This window comes from Geobacter sp. AOG1, from assembly GCF_019972315.1.
GTDB lineage: Bacteria > Desulfobacterota > Desulfuromonadia > Geobacterales > Geobacteraceae > Geomobilimonas.
This window is the reverse complement of sequence record NZ_BLIZ01000001.1, coordinates 2,749,243-2,762,904: the sequence shown is the minus strand read 5'-3', so window position 1 is coordinate 2,762,904 and position 13,662 is coordinate 2,749,243. Positions and strand designations below refer to the sequence as shown.

8 protein-coding genes are annotated in these 13,662 nt (G+C 56.4%); all 8 read left to right on the top strand.

Annotation, left to right across the window (positions count from 1 at the left end):
* The first annotated feature begins 141 nt into the window (after nt 1–141).
* Nucleotides 142–1,950 carry an FKBP-type peptidyl-prolyl cis-trans isomerase N-terminal domain-containing protein gene (locus LDN04_RS12560; RefSeq protein WP_223911042.1) on the top strand — a complete coding sequence of 603 codons (1,809 nt, stop codon included), beginning with the start codon at nt 142–144 and terminating at the stop codon, nt 1,948–1,950.
* Nucleotides 1,951–2,007: 57 nt separating this feature from the next.
* Entirely contained in the window at nt 2,008–2,247 is a 240-nt protein-coding gene (locus LDN04_RS12555; RefSeq protein ID WP_223911039.1) for a hypothetical protein, read from the top strand.
* A gap of 38 nt (nt 2,248–2,285) precedes the next feature.
* Nucleotides 2,286–5,801, top strand: coding sequence for a multicopper oxidase family protein (locus tag LDN04_RS12550; RefSeq protein WP_223911036.1), 3,516 nt, complete (start codon nt 2,286–2,288; stop codon nt 5,799–5,801).
* Nucleotides 5,802–5,912: 111 nt separating this feature from the next.
* Nucleotides 5,913–6,578 carry an FKBP-type peptidyl-prolyl cis-trans isomerase gene (locus LDN04_RS12545; RefSeq protein ID WP_223911034.1) on the top strand — a complete coding sequence of 222 codons (666 nt, stop codon included), beginning with the start codon at nt 5,913–5,915 and terminating at the stop codon, nt 6,576–6,578.
* Nucleotides 6,579–6,776: 198 nt separating this feature from the next.
* Nucleotides 6,777–7,109, top strand: coding sequence for a hypothetical protein (locus LDN04_RS12540; RefSeq protein ID WP_223911032.1), 333 nt, complete (start codon nt 6,777–6,779; stop codon nt 7,107–7,109).
* A gap of 43 nt (nt 7,110–7,152) precedes the next feature.
* Complete coding sequence (locus LDN04_RS12535) at nt 7,153–7,947, top strand: FKBP-type peptidyl-prolyl cis-trans isomerase N-terminal domain-containing protein (protein ID WP_223911029.1); 795 nt, start codon at nt 7,153–7,155, stop codon at nt 7,945–7,947.
* Nucleotides 7,948–8,060: 113 nt separating this feature from the next.
* Nucleotides 8,061–11,270, top strand: coding sequence for a multicopper oxidase domain-containing protein (locus LDN04_RS12530; RefSeq protein ID WP_223911027.1), 3,210 nt, complete (start codon nt 8,061–8,063; stop codon nt 11,268–11,270).
* A 596-nt stretch (nt 11,271–11,866) separates the two neighbouring features.
* On the top strand, nt 11,867–13,654 hold the full coding sequence (locus tag LDN04_RS12525; RefSeq protein ID WP_223911024.1) for an SLBB domain-containing protein: 1,788 nt from the start codon (nt 11,867–11,869) through the stop codon (nt 13,652–13,654).
* Nucleotides 13,655–13,662 lie beyond the last annotated feature (8 nt).

The window sequence follows — 13,662 nt, the reverse complement described above, 5'->3', positions numbered from 1 at the left end:
ATTTACGAACGATGGTTTTCGCGTATAGTTACTACAATTACAAAATATAAACAGGTGCTGTTCCCCCCTGTTTCCTGTACCAAACAACTTTTCCCACGTTTACACGAGCAAGCTCCGACGGGTTCTGGGAGGAATTCCGCAATGAAATTCGTCATCCCCTGCCTCGCTTCATTTCTGCTCACTGCCATCATCACGCCGCGTGTCATCCGTTGCGCAACGGCTTGCAGGTGCCTGGATGTACCTGGAGAGCGGCGACTGCATGACAAGACAACTCCCCGGTGGGGAGGGGTGGCTTTTTTTGCCGGTGTGCTCCCCTTTCTATTCATCGAAAACGGGAGCAACACCCTGACGCCATTCATTGTCGCGTCGTTCCTTCTGATCGCCATGGGAATAATGGATGACCTCATCTCACTTGGCTGGAAAATGAAATTTGCCGTTATGGCGGTAGCCGCCACGATAGTCATATTCGGCGGAGATATCACCATTCACCACATTGGCTTCTACGGATCACTGGGGCGGGTGGACCTCGGGTTGCTCAGCATTCCCTTCACCTATGTCAGCATCATTGGCATCACCAACGCGATTAATCTCCTCGACGGTCTCGACGGACTTGCCGGTGGCGTTTCGCTCCTGGGTTTCCTGTTCTTGGGGATTGCCGCTCTCCTTGCAGGCAACGTCATGGTCGCAGTCATCTGCTTCGCCTTTGTGGGAGCCTTGAGTGCCTTTCTCCTGTACAACTTCCCCCGGGCCAGAATCTTCATGGGGGACACGGGGAGTCTTTTCCTCGGCTTCTCTCTTTCCTTCGTGGCCGTGCGACTGACACAGGATGCGACCTCATCGGTGGATTCGATGTTCCCGGTGCTGGTGCTCCTCCTTCCCATATTCGATACGCTCCGGGTGCTGCTGGTGCGGCTCCTGAATGGAAAAAATCCGTTCCAGGCGGACAATCTTCACCTGCATTACCTGATGGTGCGCAACAACATTTCATCGATGAACGTGACGCTCCTGTTCTGGTCGGTTACGGCGGCATTCGGCTGTATTGCGCTTTTCCTGACAAACCGGACATCGGCGTCGTATCTATCCGTCGTGCTGTACACCTCGTCATTCCTGTGCCTGTTCGCTTCAAGCCTAACACAGCGAGTCGCGGTACGAGAAGGCGGTCCAGATCTACCACTTCCGGCCAGCACGGGAACGGATGCGGTTGGATTTGCCCGCTATGGCACAGCCAGACCTGATTTTGCCCGCAAAGGAGTGACAATGCCCCTGAAATGGATGGTAGTTCTTGGCGTCGTGCTGCTGGCCGCGCAAGTATTGGCCGAGGAGCCGACGGTTCTCAAGACTGTGCAAGACAAGGTGAATTACAGTATCGGGGTCAATGTGGTGAGGAACTTCAAACAGCAGGGAACCGAGATCGATCTGGACATCTTGACTCAAGGCATGAAAGATGCGCTCGCTGGCGGCAAGCTCCTTATGACCGAAGAAGAACTTCGCAAAACAATGGCCGCCGTTCAGACCGAGGTGATACGAAAACAGAAGGTGGCCCCGATAGTGGCGGCTAAGGAGGGGCAGGCGTTCCTGGCGGAAAACAAAACGAAGGAAGGGGTGGTGACACTGCCGAGCGGTCTGCAGTATAAGGTACTCAAGGCAGGTTCTGGCAAGATGCCCACGGATGGTGACTTCGTTCTGTGCAACTACCGCGGTACCCTTCTGAATGGTGCTGAATTCGATCGATCCTATCCCGAACGACCGGTAACCTTTAGCGTCCGGGAAGGGGGCGGCATCCCCGGTTTGAGTGAAGCGTTAAAACTTATGCCGGTGGGCTCCATGTGGCAGCTCTACATCCCTCCCCGACTTGGGTACGGGGAACGGGGACGGACCAGCCTCATCGGGTCGCCTGTCGGTCCGAATGAAACGATCGTCGTCGAGGTGGAACTCCTCGCCATCAAGTGAATGTCAACGGGATTGTAGGTTGCTCGCTACACTTGCACACTGAAAGGAGAAAAGAACATGGGAAAATTAATGGCATTGGCAACCGGGACAGTTCTCTCGGTTCTGCTGGTTGCAACGGTAAATGCAGGACCGAACCACGCTTCCGGGACCCCGCAGAAGAAACTGATCGAGCAGGACAAACGGAGCACCAACCAGGCGCCGAAGAAGACCGTATTGTCCAAACGCAATCAGGCAAAGATCGAAGTTGAAGAAATGAAGAAAATCAGACAACAGGCGCAGACCGACGGTACGAACTAGGGAAACGGAACATGCACACGCAATTCAAAGGAGGATTCATGGACAGACAACGATTTTCAATCATTATGAGCCTGGTACTGGCGCTAGCTGCCCTTTCCTTGGGGGTTATGCCGGTCCAGGCGGGACCGGGGACCAGGGCGACGCCGCCGCCGCCCGACTACCCGGCATCCGCGACGCCCAGCGGAGGTACATTCTACGCCAACAGCCCGGCAGGTAACTGGAAGTACGTCAACGCTCTCGGCAACTACAGCAGCGCTTCCAGCAATTCCGGCACACCACTCAGGAAGTTCGTTGACGCGCTGCCAGGTCTGGGGGCCGGTGCACGACCAGCCGGCACCGCCCTGGGTGCAAACAACTTGGGGCAGTACATCCCCATTGCAACGCCGGACACCGCTTTGTATTCTGGGTCCGATTATTACGAGATTGGACTGAAGGACTACCGGGCACGGATGCACTCGGACCTCCCCCTCACAACTGATACATTGGGAACCGGCACCAAGCTCAGGGGGTATTACCAGAAAAATGGTACGGACCATTCATCGCATTACCTGGGACCTCTGATCCTTGCCACGAAGAACAAGCCGGTACGTATCAAGTTCTTCAACGAACTTGGCGCTAACGGTGCGGGCGACCTCTTCATACCGGTGGACACCACGTACATGGGGGCAGGGATGGGCCCCGACGGGACGAATGCCTACACGCAGAACCGGGCAGATCTCCATCTTCATGGTGGGCACACTCCGTGGATCAGCGACGGGACTCCTCACCAGTGGATTACACCAGCAGGAGAAACGTCTACTACCTACCTCAAAGGTGACAGTCTGCATAACGTTCCCGACATGGACGGTGGGATCGAGCCGGCCGGTGTATCAACGTATTACTACACCAACAACCAGAGCGGCAGGCTGATGTTCTACCACGACCATTCCTATGGGATCACGCGCCTCAATGTCTATGCCGGCGAGGCAGCAGGTTATGTTATCGTAGATCCGACGGAAGAAGCCTCGCTGAAGACTGCCGGTGTGCCGGGAACTATCAGCAACCCGGCCACTTTGACTGACCCGGCAAATGATCTTGCTCACCTCATCCCCCTGATCATCCAGGACAAGACCTTCGTCCCCCAGGACGTGGCCGTCCAGGATGCGAAGTGGACCAACCCCAAATGGGGCGTGTATGGCGATCTCTGGTTCCCCCATGTGTACGAGACCAACCAGTGGCCGACCAACCCGGACCTGACTGGCGCGAACAATTATGGCCGGTGGGATTACGGCCCCTGGTTCTGGCCGGTGTTCCCCGTCCAGTTCCCCGGACTGCCGACATTTAACGTGTCCGGCGTGCCTGAAAGTTTCATGGACACGGCTGTCGTCAACGGCACGGCCTATCCGTATCTCGACGTGCAACCGCAGGCATATCGTTTGCGGATCCTGAACGCAGCCAACGACCGGATGTTCAACCTGTCGTTATTTACCGCCGACCCTACCCTTACCCCGTTTGATCCCGTGACCGGCCTGCCGAATCCCGGGTATCAAAAGGAAGTCAAGATGGTTCCGGCAGTCCCTCGACCGGCCTGCAGTGCAACCGTCACGACAAACTGCACCTGCACCGGAGCCCCCGGAACACCGGTTGGCTGTTTCCCTCCAACCTGGCCCACGGATTCAAGGGCTGGAGGTGTGCCCGATCCAGCGACGGCTGGCCCGTCGATGATCCAGATAGGCACCGAAGGCGGTCTTTTGCCGGCGCCTGCCGTGATCGATCCCCAGCCGGTCAACTATGAATATAATCGCAGGAACATCGTGGTACTGAATGTGCTGGACAAGGCGCTCTTCCTGGGTCCGGCTGAGCGGGCCGACGTCATCGTCGACTTCTCCGCCTATGCCGGCAAGACCGTCATCCTGTACAACGACGCCCCCGCGCCGGTGCCGGCGTTCGACCCGCGCATCGACTACTACACGGGCAGCCCGGACAATACCTGGATGGGTGGCGCACCTTCGACAAAGGCCGGCTACGGCCCCAATACCCGTACCATCATGCAGTTCCGGGTAGCGGCAGCTACTCCGGTGCCCTTCAATTCGGCACCGTTAACCGCGGCGCTACCGACGATCTATGCGGCGTCGCAGCCCGCGCCGGTGGTTCCGCAGACGGGTTACCCCGGGGCGTATCACGCAGCTACTGACACGTATTCAACAATCTCGGCCACTTCCCTGACCTTCACTCCGGTCGGCGCAACCGCACCGGTAACGATGCCGATGCAGCCGAAGGCCATTCAGGAACTCTTCACCCCGGATTATGGACGGATGAATGCCACACTGGGGGTTGAACTGCCATTTACCAGTGCCCTGATCCAGACGACGATCCCCCTGGGGTACATAGACCCTCCTACCGAGCACCTCGCCAATGGCAAGCCCCAGCTTTGGAAAATCACCCATAACGGCGTGGACACCCATGCCATCCACTTCCACCTGACCGATGTACAGATAATCAACCGGGTCGGCTGGGACGGTGCCATAAGACCCCCCGATGCCAACGAACTGGGGTGGAAAGACACCGTCAGGATGCATCCGCTGGAAGACATCGTAGTTGCCTTGAGACCGAAGACAGCGCCGGTACCCTTCCCGCTTCCTGACAGCGTCCGACCGCTTGACGTGACCATGCCGCTGGGTACCACAACGCAATTCACCGGCGTTGACCCCTTGACTGGTACCCCGATGACTGTCACCAACCAAATTGCCAGCTTCGGACACGAGTATGTTTGGCACTGCCACCTCCTGGGCCATGAAGAGAACGACATGATGCGGCCGGTTGTCTTCAAGCCCAATGACCGTGTTGGCGTATTCCTTAACGGTCAGTGGTATCTCGATGCAACGGGCAATAGCACATGGGATCCAGCTATTGACAAGTTCTATACTTTCGGCACAACTGGTGACATTCCGGTAAGCGGTGACTGGAATGGCAGCGGTAGCACCAAGATCGGCGTGTACAATAACGGTACCTGGATACTCGACATGGCCGGAAACGGCACCTTGGGTACCAGTAACACAACCTACAGTTTCGGTGTCGGTATCGCAGGTGCCATACCGGTCACCGGAGACTGGACCGGGAACGGAACCACGAAGATCGGCGTGTATGGCAACGGACTGTGGTATCTTGACCTGAACGGCAACGGAGTATGGGACGGAACGCCAACAGACGGCATCTACGCTTTTGGCACCGGTCTCACGGGAGTCGTACCGGTGACTGGCGACTGGACAGGAACGGGAACCACGAAGATTGGCCTATATGCCAACGGGACCTGGTATCTTGACTTGAACGGCAACGGAGCATGGGACGGAACGCCAACTGACGGTGCCTATACTTTTGGCGCCGGTCTCACGGGAGCCGTACCGGTGACTGGTGACTGGACAGGAACGGGAACCACGAAGATCGGCATGTTTGCCAATCAAACCTGGTATCTCGACTTGAACGGCAACGGAGTATGGAACGGCACGCCTACCGATGGCAGCTATACATTCGGAGCTGGTTTGGCCGGAGCTGCACCGATCATCGGCAAATGGTAGCATCTGGTTGTATGCAGTAAACGTGAAAAGGGTGCGTCTCCAGCGGGACGCACCCTTTTCACAATCATGCCGCCAGACCCTGACAAACACAACTATCAAAGGAGTGAAAACATGCACAGACTCATCGTTACCGTCCTGATAGCCCTGCTCTCTTCTCCCGCTTTTGCCGGGGAACCGCCTAAGATGGACGTGGAGAAAACCCTCTATGCCGTCGGTCTGACCGTAGCCCGTCAGTTGGCGGTATTCAACCTCACTCCTGCCGAGCTGGAGGTCGTGAAACGAGGTGTAACCGACGGCGTCACGGGCACGAAACCCGAAGTTGAACTCAGTGCCTACAGCGAAAAGGTTCAGGAACTGGCCCGTACACGCATCAAGGCCCAGGCGGAGAAAATGGCCCCGCTGAACAAGGAATTCCTAGAGAAAGCCGCCAAGGAAAAGGGCGCGGTGAAAACCGATTCCGGGCTGATCTACCTTTCGCTTGCCGAGGGGAGCGGAACATCGCCAGGACCGACCGACACGGTAAAGGTTAACTACCGTGGCATGCTCCCGGATGGGAAAGAGTTCGATAGTTCCTATAAGCGTGGCACCCCGACGGAGTTCAGGTTGGACGGCGTAATTGCCTGCTGGAAGGAAGGGCTGCAGAAAATGAAACCGGGCGGTAAAGCCAAGCTGGTATGCCCGGCAACGCTCGCCTATGGTGAAACCGGTGTGGGCAGCGTCATCCCGCCGGGATCTCCCTTGGCATTCGATGTGGAGCTTCTTGAGGTTAAGAAATAGTTATAGGACAAAGCCCTTCTTGTTTATGGGAAATTCCCTATAAAATAAATAGACATACACCAAATATGCAAAATTAAATGCCCAAATATACTTTGTCTATCAGTGAGTTATCGCACTTCGGCTGAATCAAGCCGCAGACCACTTTGTGTTCAGCATAATGTACAAACTGCAAGACTGTCAGGCGTTGAGGAGACACCCATGAAAACAATCATCGTGGCCGTGATGGTTTTACTGCCTCAACTGCTCTTTGCAGATACCGACTGTTGGGTTAAAGAATATCCGGATCATTACCTGGCGGTATGTACCGGAGATGAAAAACTCGAACCTGCCCCGCACCAGCCCTCGGCTACGGACCAACCGACGGCCTCTACAGAACCGGCATCTCCGCGCCAGACTGCACTACAGAATCATCCTGCGGATACAGCCAATACACCCAGATTCGGCCGCATGTCCAGATCGCGTGTCAAGGCTGCAATTATCGTTCGAAACAAGCTGTTGCAGGAGAATGGATCGACACGGGAAGGGCAATAACTGTTGATGCTTCTGACACATATAATTTGAGGAGGGACTCTGCATGATCCGCTATTATCATCGGGGATGGAACCTGAATACTCAGATCCCGTGGGAAGAGACTGACGCCAAACATGCCGACTCGTACCAGGCAGGGAAAAGCGACAGAAAAAGGTGCGTATTGCTCGGAATTTTGGGATTGATTCTGGTGCCCTGCGCAGTATCGGCCGCCGACAGGCAAGAGCTCAAGGGGGAGACAGGTAAAATCAACTACAGCGTCGGTTACCAGATTGGCGGCGACTTCAGGTCACAGGGCGTGGAGCTCGATCCCGAGGCCTTGGTGCAGGGTGTCCAGGACGCTCTCAAGCAACATGAGCCTTCGTTGTCCAAAGACGAGATGAACAACACTCTGAGAGAACTGAAAAAGAAAATAGTGGCTGCTGATCAGGCAAGCGCCCGACAAAAGACCGCGGAGTATCGTCAGGCAAGCGCGGCCTTTTTGAAGGAAAACGCCGGACGGGAGGGGGTGAAGAGCCTGCCGGACGGCGTGCAGTACAAGATAATCCGCGAGGGGAGCGGCAAAAAACCCACCCTTAAAGATGATGTCAAGGTCAATTATCGCATCTCACGGGTAGACGGCAAGGAGCTCGGCAATACGTACGACAGTGGCATCCCGAGAACCGTCTCCCTGGCCAAGGCGCTTCCGGCTCTACAGGAGGTCCTGCCACTCATGCCTGAAGGATCGAAATGGCAGATCGTCATTCCGCCCGGCACTGCTTCCGGAGCCCGTGACACCATGGATGAGCAGGGGGTCGTGATCTATGAATTGGAACTGCTTTCTGCCATACCTACCAAATGAACTACATATCTGGAGCAGAAGGGTTGACACGGTTTGTTCGCTTCATTCCGGTAAAGCTACGCCGGAATGGTGATAATTGGGTATCAAGACATCATTTTTAAAGGAGGTAGTACATGGAAGAATATCCACGATGGTACGAAAGATTCAGGGCCATTGCCGTTCTTGCCGTCATAGGCCTGAGCACCGCTTCCATCGCTTACGCCGTGCCGGTACCGGGTGGCACCGTCGACCCGACGAGCATCCCCAAGTACGTGACGCCGCTGGTTATCCCGCCGGTGATGCCCACGAGCGACGATTCACCGGCCCCTGCCGCCAATTATGATATCGCTGTCCGCCAGTTCAAACAGCAGATTCTGCCGGGGGGCATCTGGGGAAGCAGCTTCCCAAATCCATTGGGGACGGCGCCGGCGACAGTAGGCCCCTTCCCGGCGTCCACTGTCTGGAGTTACGGCCGGGCTGCGGACCCGCAACCAGATTCAACGGCGATTCCGGGAGGAGCGGCAGGGGTCGCGCCGGCCGCCAACTCGTCCTTCAACTATCCTGCCTTTACCGTGGAAAACACCTCGAACATTGCCACCTCGGTGCGCTGGATCAACGACCTGGTCGCCGATCCGGTCGCCTGTGCGGCATCTCCCAGCAAGACCATCGCGGCCTGTAATTTCCTCCCGCACCTGTTCAGTGTCGACCAGACTGTGCATTGGGCAAACCCGACCGGCATAGGCTGTACCATGCCGATGACCCCCAACATGACCGACTGCCATACCTTGAATGCCGCTCCCTACACCGGCCCGGTCCCGATGGTAACCCATGTCCACGGAGCCCATGTGTTGCCGCACAGCGACGGCTATCCCGAGGCCTGGTGGCTGCCCGGAACTCCCGGCACCAAGGGAATCCCGGCAAACTACGTCGAGCGCGGTTCTGTCTATACCCAGGCCAACAACAGCAATTCCATTCCCGGCTCGGCGTATTACAGCTATCTCAACAGCCAGCCAGCCACGACGATCTGGTATCATGACCATACCCTCGGCATGACCCGTCTGAACGTTTATGCCGGTCCGGCCGGTTTCTGGCTGATCCGGGGAGGCGCGAACGACACGGCAACTGGCGTCCTGCCCGGCCCTGCGCCAACCGCTGGACAGGATCCGAACCTGACCCCCGCAACCCGCAACGTCATCCGCGAGATTCCGATCGCTATTCAGGACCGTTCCTTCGATTGGGCTGATGCCCTGGGGAATACGCTGCCGACTTCGACGGGAGCAACCCAGGCCAAGCTTTTCTATCCGTCCACCCGAGCCTTCTTCGACGGCTTTACCGGGCCGTATATCGGCGGCACCGGTACGCCGGCCGGTCCCTCTGACATCTCCGGCATCGCCAATCCCGAAGCATTCTTCAACACCATGGTGGTCAACGGCACGACCTGGCCGCAACTCACCGTGGCCCCGACCAAATACCGTTTCCGCCTTCTGGACGGCTGCGACTCGCGGACGCTCAACCTCTCGATGTTCGTCGTGACTGCCGGTCCGGACGGCAAATGGGGTACGGCAGACGACGTCACGACCACCACTGAAGTCCCCTTCTACCAGATCGGCGGCGATCAGGGCTTCCTCCCCAAGGTTGTCAAGATCACCAAAGGTTTCACGGCAACTTATCCGGGAGGCGGAGGTGCCATTTCGGCGCCCGTGGCTGCCCCCTCAACGGAACAGGGCCTGCTATTGGGTCCGGCCGAACGAGCCGACGTAATTGTCGATTTTACCGGTCTGGCCAACGGTACTCATGTTCGCCTACTCAACACGGCGCCCGACTCCCCCTTCCAGGGTTTCCCGGCCAATCTTGCGCTCTACGTACCGGCCGACCCGCTCACCTCTGGCCAGGTGATGGACTTCATCGTGGATAGCACCGTCGTTCCGGTTTTGCCAAGCGATGGAACCACTACAGCGGTGCAGAACCTGGTCCTCCCGGCCGAAACCGCACTCGGTGCTTCGGTGCCCAAACCCCGCAAGGTGTCCCTCAATGAACTGGACTCAACCCAAGTTTGCGTAGAAGTCGACCCGCTCACCGGGGCGATCGCCGGCACACTCTTCAGCACCGTCGCCGGGGATCCCAATTTCGCGAGCAACTGTGCTCTGGCAGCGGTTGTCACGGCAGGCAACATCGCCATACCGGTTGGCCCCCGCCAACCGCTGCTGGGGACACTGTCTGCCAACAGCCTCGTCTCCTTGCCGATGACGTGGTCTGACCCGCTTACCGAGCTGCCACTACTGAACAGTACCGAAACCTGGGAAATCTACAATACCACCGCAGATGCCCATCCGGTCCATGTGCATCTGGTACGCTTCGAAGTGGTCAATCGGCAGAACCTCATCCCCGGCACCCTGGTGCCTGATCCAACTGTGGGAATGACGACCACGCCGCAGCCCAACGAAATGGGCTACAAAGACACCGTGCTCGCCCTCCCCGGCCAGGTCACTCGGATCAAGGCCCAGTTTAATATCGCGGGAACGTATGTCTGGCATTGCCACATCATCGAGCATGAAGACAACGAGATGATGCGGCCTTACCGGGTTGTTGCGCCGGCTAAAATTGGCACGTTCAAAGGTACTGACTGGTATCTGGATGTCTCTGGCAACAAGGCATGGGACGGAACCCCCACCGACAAGACCCTCTTTTTCGGTACGCCGGGCGACATCCCGGTCGCGGGAGACTGGAACGGCAGCGGTGTCACCCAGGTTGGCACCTATAACCCGGCTACTTTCACCTGGTATCTGGATATGAGCGGTGATAGCGCCTGGAGTGGCACAACAGCAGACAGGATATATTACTTCGGTGTCACCGGCTCCATACCTGTATCAGGAAACTGGAGCGGCCTCGGCAGCATAACCAGGATCGGCGTGTATGATCCCGTCACCTTCAAGTGGTATCTGGACGCTAACGGTGATGGTGTCTGGAACAATGATCCGATGAAAGATTATCTGTATACCTTCGGAGCTCCGGGCGTCATCCCGGTCACAGGGGATTGGAACGGCGACGGTAGAACCAAGGTCGGATACTACGACCCCGCCACCTTCACCTGGCACCTGGATTATGACGGCGATGGCGTCTGGAATCCGGCAATCGATAAACTGTATACCTTCGGCTTTGCCGGCGTCAAACCGGTAACCGGCGATTGGGATGGCAGCGGGAAAACAAAGATCGGTGTCTACGACCCATCCAATTCGATCTGGTATATGGATACGGACGGTAATGGCGCATGGAATCCCCCTGCGGATACCAATGCCATCTTTGGAATTACCGGGTCGACCCCGGTCACGGGTAATTGGCAATAAGGCCACGTAGCCCTGATTGAACACATTTATACAGCCCCGCTCCGCAACAGGAGCGGGGCTTTTTGTGGCAGAGGCCACACTAATGCGCCAGTTCTTCCGAAACAAACTCGATTTAATACATTCGCACACTTGGATAAGGTTGTTTTTTTAAATTCATTAAGTATACTGATACCGGATATCCTACTAGGATAAAATAACTGCTATGGGACTGGATCTACGCCTCTATGAGAAGACAACGCAAACTGGTCGTCAGAGTATTCGCCCTATTCGCCCTCACTTCGTTTTTGCACTGCATACCTTTTGCCATAGCTGGGTATGGTCCTGCGTTTCCAACTCCGTCGACATCGTCTGCCTCACAATCAAGCGGTCAGCAAAAATCGGCAGCCCCCTTGGTCGCTATTGAGCAACCACCGGCTTTACAGCATGAAAAAGGATTTGAAAACACTTCTGGTACAGAGTCCCCGGAGAAAAAAGCACCGTCTGAATTTGAGAAGTACGTCTCCGGGAAGGCTACGGCGTCTGCATCCCTTGACATCAAGCAGTTTGGTTATGAACTCTTCGAGAAGCCCCCTTCTACCTTTGCGCCGCTTCTGAATGTGCCGGTAGGGCCGGATTATGTCGTTGGCCCTGGCGACGCGATCAAGATCGATGTGTGGGGAAAGTTCGAGGGGAGTTGGAATGTCGTTGTTAACAACGACGGCAACATCAGCCTGCCGAAGGTCGGAGTGTTTGGTGTCACCGGGCTTTCCTTCCGGGAGTTGAAAGAGCTCCTGCACAAAAATTTTTCGAAATACTATACCGGCTTCGAGATGAACGTCAGCATGGGTCCTCTCAGGACCATTCATGTTTATGTTGTGGGCAATGCTCAGCGGCCGGGGGCGTACACCATATCTTCGTTCTCGACCATTATCAACGCCCTGTTCGAGGGGGGCGGGCCATCCAAGACCGGCTCTATGCGGAACATCCAGGTCAAAAGGAACGGCAAGACCGTGGTTACCTTCGATCTCTATGACTTCCTGTTACAGGGGGACAAGACCAAAGATATCCGGCTCATGCCGGAAGACGTTATCTTCATCGCGCCGGTCGGGCCACTCGTGGGAATAGCGGGAAACGTCAAGACCCCCGCGATTTACGAACTGAAAGGCGAAACCCGCCTTCTTGATCTTATCGAAATGGCCGGCGGCATCACCGGCATTGCCTTTAAAGGTCGGGTACAGGTGCAGCGAATCGAGGATCACCATGCCAGGATGATGTTCGAGGGCGACCTTATCGACATAGAAAAAAAACCTGAAAAGAACTTTATTCTCCAAGATGGTGACCTGGCAAAGATATTCGCGGTCGCCGATACCGCCAAGACCGTTACCATTACCGGTGCGGTCGCCCATCCCGGTGAATATGGCGTCGTCCCCGGCGTGACAAAAGTCAGTGACATCCTCTCCCTGACAGGTGGAATGCTTTACTATACATCCAGCCAGGCGGAGGTGACACGGGTAACGGTGACTCAGTCAGGGCCAAAGACCGAGATCTTCGTTATCGACCTTGTCAAGGCGATGCAGGGCGACCCCCAGCACGATGTGACTCTGCAGATGAACGATTACCTGCTGGTGCGTACCGTCCCCGAATGGAACCTCTACCGGACCGTGACGCTCAACGGGGAAGTCAGGTATCCCGGAACCTATACGTTCAAACAGGGCGAAACATTGTCATCAGTCATCGAGAGAGCCGGCGGTTACACCGGGCGCGCGTATTTGCGCGGTGCCATGTTTACCCGGGAAAGAGTTCGAGAACAGCAGCAACGGCAGATACAGGAGATGGTGGAACGCCTTGAGCGAGAACTGAGCGGTTCTGGAACTGCCCAGGTTGCTACTGCATCCTCCCCGGACGATGCACGCATGGTCCAACTGGAACTGGAACAAAAACGGCAGTTCATTGCACAGCTCAAGAACGTCAGAGCCAAGGGGCGGATTGCCCTGAACATCACGGAAATGGCAACGTTCCGGGGATCAGCGTACGACATCGAACTCGAACAGGGTGATATCATTACCGTCCCGTCGGATCCCAAAACCGTCCAGGTAATCGGCTCGGTCTACAACCAGAGCGCCTTTGTCTATGAGCAAAGCAAGGAATACGACTACTATGTGAATCTCGCCGGCGGTTGCACCTCGAATGCGGACAAGGGAAACACCTTTATCCTGCAGGCGAACGGGACCGCGATCAAGGCGGGAGGGAGCTTCCTCGGTTTCGGTGAACACCTGGGCTCCGGAGACACTGTCGTTGTTCCCGAGCAGATCGAACGGGTCGCCTGGATGCGCAATTTCAAAGATATAACGCAGATCCTGTACCAGATCGCCGTGACCGCCGGCGTCCTGATTGTCGTGTTTTAACAAGGAGA